The following is a 16,095-nucleotide window of genomic DNA, read 5'->3' as shown; positions in this document are numbered from 1 at the left end:
TGCTTAGTTGTTTGATGTGATCAGAAACCTACCTTGGCGCCTATTGCCAGTGTGCGCACTGGTGGCATCACTGAAGAAAATGTTTGTGGTGCATAGTCAGGATCTATTCCGTGTTTATTCGCTCTCCAGATAATGCCCAGGTTACTGGCCTGCGCATATAGTGTGATACGGTTCACGGGCAAACTGGCCAAGGTTTGCCGGGTGATATCGTAACTTAACAGTACATCCTGCAGGCGTACATGATCTGCTTTCTCCACATTCACATCTGAAAACTGGTAGAAGTCATTATTGGTCCGGTCCTGCGCTCTTACGCCGGTAAAGGCAGGAATATTTGTTTTTGCTTCATCGCCGGCCTGTTTCCAGCGATCTTTAAAGCTATCGGGCCCGCGCTGGTACATTGCCGCCATGGTATAGTATCCCGGATCGCTGCCACGATAATAGTGGCCCAGTTTATACAGGATATTTACTGTAAGGCTTAGTTGTTTATAAGAAAAAGTATTGGCCAGACTGCCAAATACCGGCGGGTTTACCGCACCCATATACTTCAACTTATAAATGTTATCATAAATGCGTCCGGCCTCAAAACGATCTGTGATGCGTTTGCCGTCGGGCCCGATAATCCCCGCATTCCCTTTTGCATCCAGTCCGCCCCATGGATAGGCCCAGAGGCCAAATAAAGGATATCCTTCTACCGGCAGGTAAGTAGACCGGTCGTCATCATCGCGTCCTCCATACAGCAGGAAGAATGACGGACTCATACTGCTGCCCGTATTATAAAATTTAGTCACTTTATCTTTTGCCACACTCAGCATAAAAGTGGTGTTCCACCTGAAGTTATTTGTGCTGATATTACGCGAGTCCAGTTTCAGTTCCCAGCCCTGCGTACGCATTTCCGCAATGTTGCTGCTGATGCTGTTGAAGCCGGTGGATGGGGCCAGGAAGGCGCTTCCAAAAAGATCCTGTGCACGCTTATTAAAATACTCCAGCGAGCCATTCAGTGATTCATGAAAAAGCGCGAAGTCGGCGCCGAGGTTTACCTGCGCTACTTTTTCCCAACGGAGATTAGGATTGGCGGGGTTAATAATAGTCGCATACGGGATATAGGAAGTGGCGTTTTCGCCGGATGTCATAAGATTAGCCGTGGTATAAGCAGTGGCTGTTTTATTGATATTACCGTTGAAACCATAGGTAGCACGGAGTTTCAGCATATCCACCCATTCGGCGTGAAAGAATTTTTCGCGCTGTAACTGCCAGGCGGCGCCTACTGACCAAAGTGGGTTCAGGCGGCGATTGCGCTGAACTCCAAAAAGATTGGAGCCATCTATACGGCCACTGGCGGATAAAGTATATTTATTGAGGTAAGTATAAGAAGCATTGGTAAAGTAAGAAATGAAACGGTCCTTTATATAAGTTACCGGTGCGCCTACGCCGAGTATACTGCTAATAGAATTGGTGAAACCGTAATAGTTCGGGAATTGCGTGACCATATCCACATCTGCATATTGCAGTGTGCGATCGTTGTATCCAAAGAGGCGTTGCCGGCTTCCTTCTCTCAAAATTTCCCTTGACTCTGCACCGGCAATAGCTGCTATTGTATGTTTTTCACGCCAGTTGCGGTTAAAGTTCAGCTGTCCGCGGAAAGTTTGCGCGGTGAGGTCATTTTTTGCAAGCGTTAAAATATCCCCCAGCGGCAGATGCCTTACCTGCTCGCCATCAGGCATTACTTCTGAGAAGAGATTTACGTTATCCCTGACCATAAATGTGTTTTGATCCTGCAGGTCCCTGTCTGACCCGTTGTTTTTTTCCAGGTTGTATTTCAGATCCAGGTTCAGGCCTTTGGCGATCTCGTAGTTAACACCGAGTCTAACGTTAACGGCCATACTCTTTACCTGCCGGTTCATTAACTGGAATTCGGTGAGCGGGTAGTAGTCCATGTTCAGGAATCCCTGACCATAGTTAGCTTGTTTAAATGCTTCATTGTACCTCCAGGGAACTTTCAAGGCATTGCCCTTATCGTCGACCAGCCGGGAGTAGGGGGAAGGGATCTGGGCAGCTATATTGGTAGCACTGCGTGTTCCGGCAATGATGTCAAAGGGGGAGCTGCCCGTTACATCAAAAGGGTTGCTGGTGTTGCCCTGAGACAGCTGTCCCGCGATGCTGAGTTCCAGTTTTTTGGTAACGCGAACCGTGTTGCTGGTATTCAGCGTAAATCGCTCATAATCGTTGCCCACCATATAGTTTGCGTTTTTATCATATCCTGCAGATAGATAATACTGCATGTTTTCACCACCGCCACTTACATTTACCTGGTACTGCTGGGTTAAAGTGTTCCTGGTGAATAAGCGGCTGTAGTCGTTCAGAATATCGATATCCCGGAGCGCATTAATTTTTTGTGTAGCTACGCTGCTGCTGATCTTTCCGTCTTTTTCATCTTTCCAGATCTGCACTGCTTCCGGGATAGGAATGGTGCTGCCGGGGGTGAACAGGTTATTAAACCGGCCTGCCTTAAACAAAATTTGTTGCGCATCTATATAATCACTGGTGCTCATCAGGTGCAGCTGGCTGTAGTCCGGCTTTCTTCCAAAAACAATATTTGTTCTTGCCTCCACCGAAGGGCGCTGGTTGAATTTGCCCTGGCGGGTAGTGATCACAATTACGCCATTGGCTGCACGAACACCCCAAATAGACGCCGCTGCTGCATCTTTCAGGATCGTGATGCTCTCCACATCATCCGGATCGATGCTGTTCAGATCACCCTCTATCGGGAAACCGTTTACCACGATCAGGGGCTGATCTTCAGAGAAGAGCGTACTGCGGCCACGCAGGCTCAGCTTAGGTTTATCGGAAGTAACACTTCTTAAAAAAGATAAACCTGTACTAAGACCTTCCAGCTTATCGAGTATATTGGTGGAGATGCGTTTATCCAGCTGGGACTTGTCGACCTGCGAAAAAGAGCCGGTAGCGCGTTCCTTCGGCAGTGTGATATAGCCTGTAGTAACCACTACTTCGCTGAGTTTTTTCTTATCTTCCTCCAGATAAATAACCATGTCATCTTCTGCTCTGACTTCCTTACTAACATACCCCAGAAATGACACCTGCAACAGCGGATGCTGTACGCCTGTGGTGATCGAAAACGCACCGCTGCCATTACTGGCGGCGCCTTTATCGGTCCCTTTCACACGAATAGTAGCGCCCACAAGCGGCTGCCTGCTGTCGGAAGACAATACCCACCCGCTGATAGTATACTCTGCCGTTGCCGATACCGGCCGGGGACTCACCACAATCGTTTTATCCACCACCTTCCAGGTAAAAGGGATCTGGCTGAAACACTGCTGTAAAGCCGCTTCCAGCGTTGCCTGTTTTACCGACAGATTTATAGTGCCCGCCTTTCTTACCGACTCGTTATTATATAAAAACTCGTACCCGGTTTGTTGTTGAATAACGGCGAATGCTTTCTCTGCAGGCACATTCTGCAGACTCGCGGTGACTGACTGCGCACACAGCGGCACTATATACTGCATACAAAGCAGTAATATGAACAATCGTTTCATTGACTACAAGGGATTTTGGTTCAGCGAGCCTGACAATCATCTACCCGTAACGCTCCGGGTATCATTCTGGCATCACACTGGTTGGTTGTTGATTAAAATGCTACATTTATTTGTCGGCCACTCAGTTTAAAACTGGCGCCTCCAGTTTGATTTAACATCTCCAGTACCTGTTCTATATTATCGTAACGCTTAATAGCGCCGGTGAAATGCGGGTTACCTGCTTTTCCCGTTGGGTATACCGCCGTTACATCATACCAGCGCTCCAGCTGGTGCAAAACAGTACTCATATCATCGTTTCTAAATACAAACATGCCTCTTTTCCAGCCCGTCAATGCAGCAATATCCATTTGCTGCGTAGTGGTATTCCCGTTACGGCTAATACCTACCCATCCTGGCTGCAGCAGGGTTTCTTTCCCCCCCGTCTTTATTTTCACGCTGCCACTGACTAAAGCCGTTTGTATTGCCGGCTCATTGTCGTAGGCCATGATGTTAAACTCCGTTCCCAATACCGCCACCTCTATTTGTCCGGCAGTTACGCTGAAAGGCTTTGCTGCATTAGCCGCCACCGCAAAGTAAGCTTCTCCCGTAAGATATACTTTACGACTGCCTTCCGTAAAATGTACCGGGAAACGCAGAGATGATTCCGCATTCAGCCATACCTGGGTACCATCGCTCAACGTAAGACTGTAATCCGTACCCCGCGGTATTTGCAGGGTATTATATACCAGTGGCCCGCCAGCATCTTTATATGCCAGCTTATTGCCCTGCTGCCGGATTTCCGCGCCGCCCTGCTCCGTTAACAGCGTATCTTTAGCTTCATTAAGCACGACTTCCTCTCCATTACCCATGATCAACACCGGTTTACCCTTTGTTTGCTGCGTTTTGGCGATTACCGGCGTCAATTGCTCCATCCTGCTCGTATACCACCACTTCGCACCGATAGCCAGTATGATCAACGCCATGGCCGCTGCCACGCGCCCCCAGGGCACCATCCTCTTCACCATCACTTCTCCCTCAATACGATCCCAGGCCCGCTGCGGATGATACTTCCCCATCTCCCGCATCTCCTCCTTTAACACCTCTTCCTTACTCAATTCCTCAAACAACAACCTGTTACCCTCACTCGCAGCCGCCCATGCCTCCAGCTCCACGCGCTCTTCTTCAGATAACGTATTATCCCAATATTTCACTATTAACCGGGACGTGTGATACAGGTGGTTATATGATTCCATGTGCTGCTATATCTATAAACAATCTACTGATTGCAAATGGGTGAAAGACCTAAAAATATTTTTCTGAAACAAGGAGACATAATAGCAGGAAGGCCTCCGGCTTCAACCGGAGCTTTAATAACTCCAGCGCCCGGGCTTTCTGCGTTTTTACCGTATTAATGGAAATCTTCAGTTCATCAGCAATTTCCTGGTTTTTCAGTCCTTCCAGGTAGCTGAGCTTGAAAACATTACGGCAGCCTTCAGGCAAAGAAGCGATGGCCCGGTACACCTCTCCCCATACCTCCGCTTTGAGTACCGCCGCTTCCTCCGCCACCTCCGTTTGTGTTTGCGCGAATTTTTCCACCACCTTCCGGTGCTTAAGGTGGTTGAAGCAGGCGTTTCTCACCATTACATAGAGCAATGTTTTAATGGCTTGCAGGTCGGTGATATCAGCGTTACGTTGCCAGTATTTGATGAAGGCTTCCTGAACGATATCCTCTGCAGCAGCGGAATCAGCGATGATTTGGTCTGCAAAACGGCATAGGCGCAGGTATAGCAGGTCAAATAATGACTTTAGCTGGTGGTTGGAGTGGTGTGAATCGCCGGTATGCATGTGGGGTAAATTTAGGGAGAATAGGGGGGATTTGGAAATGTGGGCGAGAGCACAAGGAAATATGTATTATACTATCTAATCTACCTATATCTATCATAGTCGGGATCATCATAAAGCTTCATCTGATACGTATAGGCTAAATCATGAATTGGTTTCAATGACTGATTCAATTCAAGAAAAAAAGTAGGGGACTCTTCTAAGAATCTCATTGTTTCCATTCCCAATGCGATACAGGAATTGAAGCTATCACTTAACAATTTGATATAATGTCCAAATATCGCGATACTTTGTGCAACTTCTGGCCTCTGTTCCCGTTCTTTAATAATAAGAATACCTGTTTCGTCACCATGAGCAACATGACTAGCCATCCTATAAGAATGCAAAATCCCCACAATATGAGGTGCAGGGAGGCCATTGTAGCTTCCCATAAGCGAGGTTACAATCTCCGAGAAAGACCATTTTTGTTCCAATAAACCTCGCCTGCTTTTCGGCCATTTGCTTCGTAAAATACTTTCTTCTGTCTCGGTCAGTACTAATGGAGAAAATGCAAGTTTAATCATTTCATTATCTCTATACTGCCGGAGGTTCTTCTTGGCCTGGTCGGATTGTTTTAACCTGTTTATTTCAGATAAGTCATTCCAGTACTCATTAATTTTAATCAATCTTTCATCTGGAGTACTTGAAGTAATATAAATTAGTTTCAAAAGGGCTTCTAATACGGTTCTATAAACAATCTCTGCATCCCATACACTTTGCTGAATAGTTAATTCAGTAACTGTCGACATTCTGGCTAAAATAAACTCTATCAACGGCAAAATTGGTCTGACCTTATCAATATGAGGTTTCATTCTTCCAAATAATTCAATATTTGAAACATTAATCCCATCGAAATAAGCTTCTGTTATAATTCTTTTATCTTCAATAATATTCATATATCGGTTTATGATATTACTACCAGAATTACTTAATCCCTAATTATATTCTTACCCATTCAAAAGTGAAACATATACTGATGCATGTTTTAATTGTTGTATGGTTGGAAGTTGCCCTGCGCGAAGCATTTTACCAATTTCATCATAGACGGCCGTGTTGCTGGCTCCTTTTGCTGCCGCAAGCTGCCTTACTCCACTAAATTCTCCAATTATGTCTTGTCCATTCTCAATTGCTGTGTTGTATTTCGCAACAATAAAATCCAGCGTATCTTTTAGCAAAGATCCTGATTCAAATATGGTGGTATCAAAAAATTCGGGACTATCTACACGAATTTTATCCAGCAAAAAATGCTCAAAATCAATATGTTGCGGTTGTATATCCTGCCCTGAATTCACAGACCCGATGAGTTGTTCTAGTTTATAAATTTCGCCCGGCTTTAATGCATTGAAGAACTTTAAGTGTATCTGCTTGTAAAACTCAGGAGTGTTAGAATAAATCCGTACCATTTCATACAGCGGCCCAAAGCTAATTTCGTTCTTAAGTGACTTACGTCTTTGAGCAAGCTTAGCGTCCTCTCTGGATTGGGCATATTTCTTCAAAACTTTTTTGAAATTATCACTATCAACAAATTCTTTAATCTCCAGACACTCTTTTATCGCATTCCATAACTCAGCTCTTTTAGAATATTCCCCATAATCATCACTTGAAGCATACTTTTTAATAATGTTATTCATAAGTGTCATCAATGAAACCATTACTTGCGAAAGCTCCTCACTCAAACCTTCTTTCTTCCAGATCTCAAGCAGATTAAACGTATCTGTTCCCTTTGCACCGGCCGCTGATTTAAATAAAATTGAGATCGAGTAAGGTACGACGGCCGATCTTATCTGGCCGATTGCATTATTTCCGTTACCATATAGCTTCTCAAGCGACCTAAACAAAATTACCCTGGCAATCAATTCTTCATAGAATCCCCTGTCTATTGTGACAGGCTTTTTATTCTTGCCATCTCCGGAAATATTCTCAATAAATAAACGAAAGACCTTTTCTCCACCTTTTTTAACCAGGAAAGGGACATCTCCCCATGAAGTATAATACTTCGCAAGATCTTCTTTTGTAAACCTCCGTTCTTTAGGAAATTCCTTATTGATACTCGTCTTCTTATTCGGAGATTTACGAATAAGAGTATTAAATTCCCCCTTAGCTCTCTCAAAAAACCATTTTTTACCACTAGGAGTTATAATACTTTCTGTTAAGGATTTCAATTTTACCAGCTGCAAATTTCTTGACCGTAGATCAACAGGAGAAACTCGCGATTGAGCATTCGAAAATGCGCTTATATCGGAAATCAACTCATCAAGCTCGTCTTCAGAAGCATTCTTTGCTACGTTAATTTTAGCCATTACTTTTACTTTCCCAATATCAAGACCTGCCTTATGTGAGAAATAAATAGTCGCCGTTGTCTGGCCACCGTTTACAATCTGAAAATCGGAGAGGTTTTTAATATACAGTTTACCTTCTTCTTCAATAATTTCGCTACTTGTGGCCGTTATGGTCAGCCCATTATTGTAAGCGATAAATTTTTCAGGAGCTTTCCTTATTGTATCCTGTATACCTTTATTTACACTATTCTTAAGCTGTAAAAAGGATCTTACATTCTTCTCTAACATTCGAGAGCTATAATACTTATATAGATCTGAAATCAATACCGCAGGTAAAACACATAAATACGACTCATAGTTATCCTCAGAAGCAGCCTGTATACAATTTATTCTATAGTTGCTGAAATCGACTGTTAATGGCGCCCTGTTTCCTTGAGAAACGGTGACATTATATAAAAAATTAAGATCAATTAATTTCTTCAATACTACAATAGACTTTTGCTCTCTTACTTTACCCTCCGTCCATGTAACATCTAATTTCTCTTCCTCAAACTCAATACGTTTCGACTGAGGTTGTTCCCCTCTTGTTTCAATAGTAGCCGTGGGTGAAATAAGTAACACCTCTATTACATCTATTTGCTTAAGTCCCTCCACGGTACTCAATAAAGTATTCAATATCTTAGCGGGGCTTGAATCCTGGATATAGTCACCTAATTGCTTTTTGGATGATTTCTTGGCAAAATTAACTGCCCGTGCAAAAAGCTTATCATAAATTGCCTTTTGTGAGATCATTAACTGTTCATCAGACGCTGATGGAGATAATGCGTCCTCATTAATAACCAGCAACTGTAACCGCTCACCTGATTCGTTTATTATATACCCGTTTACTTTTACCTGCTGGCTCTCTATAAAACAATAGCATTCATTACATTCATCAGTATCAATTAGCTTAGTATCATTCAAATAAGGTAAACACGTCCCCAAAAAAGATGAATCAGAAATAAAGCCATCTTCATCTTTACTGTCATCCAGCAAATAGGATCTATGCAGCAAAAACTCCTTAATCTCCATTTATAGTAAAGATTTTAGAACCGATAATAAAGTCTTCAAGACCAGTAAGTACAAGATGATATTGCACATGGTTTAATAATCGGGAGATTCCAGAATAAATAATTCTGGGAAATCCATCTGCACAGCAATTATAATAATGAATTGACTCCGCTTTATACATAAACTGATTATAATCCCCCGCATTAAGTGCGTTGAGTCCCATACGATTCAATGCTTTCAATATGATAGTAAAATCTCCGAGCTTGGACGTTACCAGGTTCCTTGTGATAATAATTAAATCCTGGAGTGACAAACCTTGACTATCCCTTGATATGCTAACAACTGCAAGTTCCAGAGATTTTCCTGTAAGTTCTTCCAATTGGTATTCACTGGAAATTTTTACATATATCGAGGCAGCTTCCTTTGTTTTAACTTCGATACTTTTCTGTTGCATCTCAAAGTCATGGCGGTTATTATAGGGACCGTTCCATGAAGTTAACAGATCATTAATTTCAGCCGCCGCAGTACCTTCTATAAACTCGTTTAACACAACAAGCTCTCCAAATATCCCTTTTACTGCTTCTTCAGACAAATGTGCTGCTGATCGTTCCTCGAAAAACTCACTCCACTTATAAAACGTTTGTACAAATTCGTTACCGTATTCCTTTACATCACTCTTATAATGTATCTTGTTATATAGCGATAAAATGAGATTATTAAATAGATCACTAAAGCGATTATCAAGCAATTTTAAAATAATCCATCCTGGATCCGGATAAAGCTGAATTGATAAATTAATTTTTTCTATCGGTTGAAAATCGATTAAATGATGACTAGGTAACTTTAAAATCAGGCTTCGGGCTCTATTCTCCTGTAAACCAACAAACAAATCAGGCAAACATTCACCATCTATTCTTAGCGACGGATACTGTGTCTTAAGTTCTGTTAGATGAAGCCATTTTGTTTCAAGTGTCTGAATATTCATAACTGGGATTCTTCGTTTACTAATTCTTCATCAAACTCTTCGTCTTCGTCTTCATCAAGGTCATATCTACCCACAACATAAGTTTCACCCGGATCAGGATCAATCGGAGGAAAACCAAAGGCATAGCCTACTAATGGGATATCCAAATTGAACTTCTCCGCCATTTGCTTTATGTCTTCGTTCCCATCTTGTCCATCTAAAAAGACATATTTCAGATCAAGTAAATAAACAAGTAACAGTCCGTCTTGGTCCGACATTTTTTCTCTATAAATTCTTTCGGGAAATGTATCCGGAACTTTTACTTTTTCCTTAGCCTCCTCCACTGATATTTTCTCCTTCCTCATTAAAGCCTCTATTTTCTCCTTTCTAAACTCTTCTTTTGCATCAATTTTCTCTTTATCAGTTAGAAGAACAGATAAATCTGCTCCACCAGAAATTATATTAGCCGAACCTCCTGAGACGGAAAATATACCCTCATTAATGAAGTCATGTCGGTATTTATTAAATATCCCAGAATTAGTTTTGTCTTTACCCGGACCACTTCTTATAGTCATGCTAAGAGGTTTTAAGGGGAAATCACTTTGAGACCTAAGAACCTCTACCTTTCTGGCTCTTCCTGTAGCCTTAATCGCAATTGACCAATTTATAAGCTTATTGACATTGATAGCTTTTTCTATAAATTTTCTAATAGGGGTTAGGCTGAAGTCTTTATCATGAAAGGTGTTTTCAACCGATAATAATTCCTCTAGCATATCATAGCCTCCCTTCAAAACAAAAAAATCATCATTTCCACGAAATTTATGCTCATACTTTTTGATAAAGGACTTAAAGCCATTCCACGATCTTTCAATTTTTTCCGTATCCAGACGAAACTTCGTGGTTTGGACAAGCTTGTCCTGATATGACCACTTCACCTCGTTTGTATTTTTTAAAATAGCAGGTCTTGTAATCTTAAGTGTACCTGGGTCCTTACGTACTCTCAGTATAAAGTCCTGAGGCGTTTTACCAAGTCGTCCCATTTTAACAAATTCCGTTTCCAGTTCCTCTATCGTCCTAGTAGTTGAATCGAACTTTTCAATTGCGTCAGAAGTTGTAAATAGTTTGCAGCAGTCAAGAAATCCGGGGCGATAACCAAACCACCGGCCCATTTGCAGTAACGTGTCCGAGAAGTTTGTATTTCTAATAAAATAATTGATAGTTAATCCCTCCAATGTAAAGCCTCGTGAAAGGCGATTACCTCCAACTGCAATGAACTTCTTACCGTTTCCTCCAGAGTCTACAGAATAACTAAGTTTATCCTTTGCATCACTATTAACAGCTTTTACCTCAATCCCTTTAACTGCTTCCGTAATTAAAGACTTAATGTCAGTAAACCGAATTGCTGTCAAATATTCATCAACGTAACCCTGGGGAAGATAAGATCTAATATCAGTAACTATTGCAGCGTAATATCTGTCCCATGTACGTTCCAAAATTTTATGAATCGAATTCATACTCTCAGGAAAATCGTTCCCAATGCTTTCTGTAAGACTCGTAACATACTCGAGTATAAGAGCCTTAGTCCTATTTTGCCATGGAATAAATCGCGAAACGTGAATCAGCATTGTATGATGCGGATTATACAATCTGGAATTAACCATTGCTGGTTTACGGGATAACCGAACGGCGATGCTTAATATAAAACATTGTACCGCTTCTTTCAAAGAATCAGGTAATGCTAGAGGGAATAAATCTCCTCTGGTTGCGGATCTTGTATGTTCCTTCTCTATTTCTATTTTTGTCGCAGCACGCTCTGTTCCGTCATCCAATGTAATTAAACGTGTTGGGAAAGCTTCATCTGTATCCGTAACTTGAACTACCAGAGGAATTTTCCGTACATTCTCTTCTAAAACGGTTTCAAAAATTTGTTTGGCACCGATATAATTGGACGGCGGCACAAGCAATTCCAGAAAATCATCGGGAAAAATATTATCTACCTGGTCAAATTCCTTTTCAACAGGAACGCCATTTAGCTTGTAGGTTATTCTCCACTTTCCTTCTGCTGGCTCATTTCTGTCCTGTAATACATTCGCAAATGGAGTGGCTGTATATCCTAAATATGTTTTCCTGGAAAAAAGGTTAAGTAGGGCGCGAATATGACCATTTATCGTACTTGAATATTCTCTTCCCTTAAAGCCTAAGTTATTTAACGAAGCATTATCTGCTTCATCATCAATGATCAACAATGGAATATCGTGTTGCTCTCTGTTTTCACTTAAATAATCATTCAACCATATTAACAAGTTTTTTAAAACACCAGTATTCTTCTTACATACGAGAATATTTTTATTGTTAAGTGAAAAATCAGATTCCTTAACAGATTTTTTAAAATCCGACTTGTAAGAAGTTATTGAAATAACCTGTCGTACCGTCGTATCCCCACGCTCCCCAAATCGTCTAACAAGGCCTACTCCTTTCTCTCCTTTTTTATCCCTGTCTCTATCGATAACACCTTCACCGACAACATCCTCTTCTATTCTCTCCTGAGTCTGACTTCTTAAATCCTCCATAATTCCGGACAGAACAATAATCAAGCTATATCCGGCATCAATTGCTTTATTAATTACAGCATTAAAGTTACCTGTCTTTCCTGATTGTACATTTCCAACGACAAGGCCTTTAGAATAAAATTTAGTTGTCGATCTAGGATCTCCCAATTTCTCCAATATTTCTTCACTTGATTTATTAATCTCATCAACTACCTTTTCTGCACGCCCTTTCAATCTGAGGAAGGCCAAATATCTTTCTGTATAATCCCTCTGCATGGACTTCCTTCTCTCTTCGGTGAGCCAAACTTTATGCCCATTTTTAACAAGCGAACTTGCAGGATTGACGTCAATTGCATTTATCGAAAGAAATTCATTCTTTGCAGTTGTATAATAATTATTTAATGTTACCCCATCCAATTCCGTAGTTTCAGGAAGTACTATTCTTAATGTTGTTAATATCGCCTCTTTGTTGACATCAAAGAATTCATAAGTAAGGGCAGTTCCTTTTAACCTTGAACTAATTAATAACTTTATAGCTGATATGATGTCATAATTATTCATACAATTAATTTAACATTTCAAGAATCCGGGGGGGTATAGTGTCAATGCGAACTCCTAATGCTGGGAGTACATTATTCTTTATATACTCAGGTTTTATTCCTGCCTGTCTCAACGCCAAAATTGAAACAGTTAACTCGCTTAGCGAACTGTTATTATCTGTCAATATCAAATTATCATCTTCATGCACCTGCCTTATTTTATTGACCGATGCATTTATCATCCTCAACAATAATCGAAATAGATTCAATTGTTCCGCTGTTAGTTCTTTTTTGAGTAATTCAATAATAGCAAAATTCTCATTTAACTTCAATAGCATCCCCTTAGAAGAGGGAGTTCGTAGAAAAAGTGATTCTGTTGTTTTTTTCTTTCCTTCAGTTGAAATGTCTTTGATGCCACGGTTAAAATATTCTTTTTCGGCATTCGATTTTAGCACGCTCACATATCTCAGAAATGCCATCCTTAGCTCATAAGGAATTACAATTGACGACTTAGCAACATTCAGGTGAAAATAATCATCAATACTATTACCAATATCTACTTTTAATCTCGCCAGCTGTAATCTGGGCGATCTTTTAATAATTCCGTTCCATCCACCATATAAAATAATTCTATTCGCCCTATAAATATAAATGCCTTCCATATCCATGAGGCTTTTGTTTGGTAAAGTCCATTCCGTATTTCCGCTTTTACTTTCATCAATACTTCTGGCAGGTAGTATATAGCCCTCAATCTTTAATGAATCCGTTCTAAACTGTTTCTGACTGGTTTCCAATCTTCTGAAATCCGGTTGATTACTAGGAAACGGATTAAATGGAGAAATCCTATTATTGTTTATTCTTATTTTCAAAGGATTGATCTGTCCCTCCAGATACCTGTGGAATACAAGCGATAAATACTCAGATGTAATTTCAGTTATTTCCTTCTGTAACGCAGCTTGCTTATTATTATCGAGGTAATTTTCAAATTTATATAACCCTTTCCAGACAACTATCGTGTTTGGTATATAGTTATTATAATCGTTTAAAAATCCTTTACTGAGATGGCAGTATTGTTCAACCAGGCTATCAATTTCTTCTTTGGTGTTGCGGATAACCAGCCATCTCTTCTCCTTTTTTAAATATTCAACATCCCATGTCCTGGCGGAAAACTGCTGCGAACCTTTCTCCCGGGAGATCACTGTAAAAGCTCTTGTCTGAGAAAAGGAGGCCGTTTTCATTCCCAGTCCAAAACGCCCAAGGTCGTCAGTATTTCTTGCGTGCGTGACTGAAGAACTTGGAAACTTCATGTTCTTCTTCAGCACATCTTCGCTCATCCCATTCCCATTGTCTGCAAGAAACAGCACAAATGGCTCACTTGAGGTATCAATCAGAATCTCAACTTCAGTTGCCTCCGCGGTAATCGAATTATCAATAAGGTCCGCAAGAGAAGTTTCCAATGTATAACCTTGCTCTGCAATGGAAGTAATCAGGAATTCGGGGTCAGGAGTTGCATCTTCTGTCAATTCATGATTCTCGGTTTCGTTTTCATTTTCATTATTTTCATCGGACATTATAGAACACTTTTTAAAGCAATTGCGATCTTTTCAGCCATCAAAGGAGGTACCGCATTCCCAATTTGTTTAAAAGCAGCTGTTCGGCTTCCGCTTTCCTTGACACCTTCAAAATAGTAATCATCGGGAAATGATTGAAGGCGCGCCGCTTCTCTTACAGTAATAGAGCGATTTTGTTCAATACTGGGGTGAATATAGTAATGGCCATCTTTCGCAATATGAGCTACTACAGTATGAGAATAACATAAATCTTGCGCTACAACCTTGAATCGATCAAAAAAAGATCTACGGTTAGAATGAGTTTTTAGTCTTTCAGGTAAATCATTGTAATCCAAACGTTGTTGTCCATTATTCCATTTATTTACTGCAATTCTATATATTTCCATGTCCTGGCGGGTATGGGGGCGCGATACATGTTGAGTCAAAACATTAAGACTGTTACGTATATTATTATCCACCAAATACTTGCTTGGCAATCTTTCATAACGCTGATATTTATCTGTTCCTTCACCGGCATTCAGGAATGGTAAATCTCCTAATAGAGAACTAACTTTATATCTGCTCGTTTCGTCAATCTTTAAAAGATCGGGGATACTTGGGACAAAATCGTCTTTCCATCCTACTAAAATTATTCTTTTCCTATTCTGTAGTACGCCAAACTTATCTGCTTCTACCTTAAACAATTCCATTTTATAGCCTTTTTTTTCAAAAAGGTTTTTCATATTCCTCAGATAAAGCCCGTCCTTAGCTGATTCTAGCCCCCAAACATTTTCAAACACAAACATCTTAGGTTGATACTTCTCAAGATATTTTCCGTATTGTACATATAGATAATTCCTCGGATCTCCATTCATGTTGTTAGCACTTCTCGCTCGTCCAACCAGAGAATAAGCCTGACAGGGAGGACCACCTATTATCAGGTCGACTTCTCTGCTTTGCAAATGTTTATGTATTTCCTTATGAATTTTGTCATTATTTTCCCCTCCTATAGAGAGATTAATCGCACTATTAAGTAACTCCTCCGGAACTAAACCATATAATTCAGTTCTGGATATTTCTCCCTTTAAATAAGACAAGTACTCATCATATTGATTGTTACTTTTCAAATAATGACATGCAATTCTCGTTTTGAGAGAATAACAGGCCGCCTCATCCATTTCAACATGCGCCACAGGAGTATACCCTGCCCGAATAAATCCTTCCGATAAACCGCCAGCTCCTGCAAAGAGATCAATATAAATCATAATTCTTAAGACTCTAAAATACTAAGCAATTTAGTAAGAGTTTTGCTAAGAGCCTCACCTTTTAATTCACATTCCCAAAGAACAAGTACTTTCCATCCCATTTTTTGCAATAAATCGACTGATTTTATATCATTATTACGATTGATTAAAATTTTGTTCATCCACCATTCAGTTCTTGTCTTCGGAACAACGAAATATTTACAATTTTCATGACCGTGCCAAAAGCAGCCATGAATAAAAATTGCAGCGTGATATTTGGGCAATACGATATCAGGCTTACCAGGCAATTTTTTATCGTGAAGTCTAAATCTGAAACCGTGAGAGAACAAAAATTTTCTGACAATTATTTCAGGCTTAGTGTCTTTCGACTTAATCCTGCTCATATTGTAACTTCTAGTCTCTTTTGAATGCACATCAGCCATAATCACAAATATGGATACACAAAAACAATGCAACGACATACGGTTTAAACAATATACGAATTAATT

10 protein-coding genes are annotated in these 16,095 nt (G+C 40.5%); all 10 read right to left on the bottom strand.

All coding sequences use genetic code 11. The features are described from left to right. Positions 1 to 20: 20 nt before the first annotated feature. Entirely contained in the window at positions 21 to 3,551 is a 3,531-nt protein-coding gene (locus KE626_RS01970) for a SusC/RagA family TonB-linked outer membrane protein (RefSeq protein WP_211971202.1), read from the bottom strand. Between the two features lie 92 nt (positions 3,552 to 3,643). Next, complete coding sequence (locus tag KE626_RS01965) at positions 3,644 to 4,783, bottom strand: FecR family protein (RefSeq protein WP_211971201.1); 1,140 nt, start codon at positions 4,781 to 4,783, stop codon at positions 3,644 to 3,646. A 49-nt stretch (positions 4,784 to 4,832) separates the two neighbouring features. Next, positions 4,833 to 5,375 (bottom strand): RNA polymerase sigma-70 factor, encoded by a 543-nt coding sequence (locus KE626_RS01960; RefSeq protein ID WP_211971200.1) that lies wholly within the window; start codon positions 5,373 to 5,375, stop codon positions 4,833 to 4,835. Positions 5,376 to 5,455: 80 nt separating this feature from the next. Beyond that, positions 5,456 to 6,307: a DUF5677 domain-containing protein gene (locus tag KE626_RS01955; protein WP_211971199.1), complete on the bottom strand. Its 852-nt coding sequence runs from the start codon at positions 6,305 to 6,307 to the stop codon at positions 5,456 to 5,458. A 51-nt stretch (positions 6,308 to 6,358) separates the two neighbouring features. Next, on the bottom strand, positions 6,359 to 8,761 hold the full coding sequence (locus KE626_RS01950) for an AIPR family protein (RefSeq protein ID WP_211971198.1): 2,403 nt from the start codon (positions 8,759 to 8,761) through the stop codon (positions 6,359 to 6,361). Continuing rightward, on the bottom strand, positions 8,751 to 9,725 hold the full coding sequence (locus KE626_RS01945; protein ID WP_211971197.1) for a PD-(D/E)XK motif protein: 975 nt from the start codon (positions 9,723 to 9,725) through the stop codon (positions 8,751 to 8,753). Before KE626_RS01945 ends, KE626_RS01950 begins: the two co-directional genes overlap by 11 nt. Continuing rightward, positions 9,722 to 12,814 carry a Z1 domain-containing protein gene (locus KE626_RS01940; protein WP_211971196.1) on the bottom strand — a complete coding sequence of 1,031 codons (3,093 nt, stop codon included), beginning with the start codon at positions 12,812 to 12,814 and terminating at the stop codon, positions 9,722 to 9,724. The genes KE626_RS01945 and KE626_RS01940 overlap by 4 nt, the downstream gene beginning before the upstream one ends. Positions 12,815 to 12,818: 4 nt before the next feature. Beyond that, positions 12,819 to 14,363 carry an ATP-binding protein gene (locus KE626_RS01935; protein ID WP_211971195.1) on the bottom strand — a complete coding sequence of 515 codons (1,545 nt, stop codon included), beginning with the start codon at positions 14,361 to 14,363 and terminating at the stop codon, positions 12,819 to 12,821. Then, positions 14,363 to 15,607 carry a DNA cytosine methyltransferase gene (locus KE626_RS01930; RefSeq protein WP_211971194.1) on the bottom strand — a complete coding sequence of 415 codons (1,245 nt, stop codon included), beginning with the start codon at positions 15,605 to 15,607 and terminating at the stop codon, positions 14,363 to 14,365. Before KE626_RS01930 ends, KE626_RS01935 begins: the two co-directional genes overlap by 1 nt. 5 nt (positions 15,608 to 15,612) lie before the next feature. Then, positions 15,613 to 16,029 carry a very short patch repair endonuclease gene (locus KE626_RS01925; protein WP_211971193.1) on the bottom strand — a complete coding sequence of 139 codons (417 nt, stop codon included), beginning with the start codon at positions 16,027 to 16,029 and terminating at the stop codon, positions 15,613 to 15,615. Between the last annotated feature and the right edge of the window lie 66 nt (positions 16,030 to 16,095).

This window comes from Chitinophaga hostae, assembly GCF_018224885.1.
In the GTDB taxonomy this organism is placed as follows: domain Bacteria; phylum Bacteroidota; class Bacteroidia; order Chitinophagales; family Chitinophagaceae; genus Chitinophaga; species Chitinophaga hostae.
The sequence above is the reverse complement of the archived record's forward strand: the minus strand, read 5'-3'. Positions and strand labels throughout refer to the sequence as shown.

What these genes read in the sequence shown, in the direction of transcription:
- KE626_RS01970 (WP_211971202.1), bottom strand. Translation starts at nt 3,551, where the DNA reads ATGAAACGATTGTTCATATTACTGCTTTGTATGCAGTATATAGTGCCG.
- KE626_RS01965 (WP_211971201.1), bottom strand. Translation starts at nt 4,783, where the DNA reads ATGGAATCATATAACCACCTGTATCACACGTCCCGGTTAATAGTGAAA.
- KE626_RS01960 (WP_211971200.1), bottom strand. Translation starts at nt 5,375, where the DNA reads ATGCATACCGGCGATTCACACCACTCCAACCACCAGCTAAAGTCATTA.
- KE626_RS01955 (WP_211971199.1), bottom strand. Translation starts at nt 6,307, where the DNA reads ATGAATATTATTGAAGATAAAAGAATTATAACAGAAGCTTATTTCGAT.
- KE626_RS01950 (WP_211971198.1), bottom strand. Translation starts at nt 8,761, where the DNA reads ATGGAGATTAAGGAGTTTTTGCTGCATAGATCCTATTTGCTGGATGAC.
- KE626_RS01945 (WP_211971197.1), bottom strand. Translation starts at nt 9,725, where the DNA reads ATGAATATTCAGACACTTGAAACAAAATGGCTTCATCTAACAGAACTT.
- KE626_RS01940 (WP_211971196.1), bottom strand. Translation starts at nt 12,814, where the DNA reads ATGAATAATTATGACATCATATCAGCTATAAAGTTATTAATTAGTTCA.
- KE626_RS01935 (WP_211971195.1), bottom strand. Translation starts at nt 14,363, where the DNA reads ATGTCCGATGAAAATAATGAAAATGAAAACGAAACCGAGAATCATGAA.
- KE626_RS01930 (WP_211971194.1), bottom strand. Translation starts at nt 15,607, where the DNA reads ATGATTTATATTGATCTCTTTGCAGGAGCTGGCGGTTTATCGGAAGGA.
- KE626_RS01925 (WP_211971193.1), bottom strand. Translation starts at nt 16,029, where the DNA reads ATGGCTGATGTGCATTCAAAAGAGACTAGAAGTTACAATATGAGCAGG.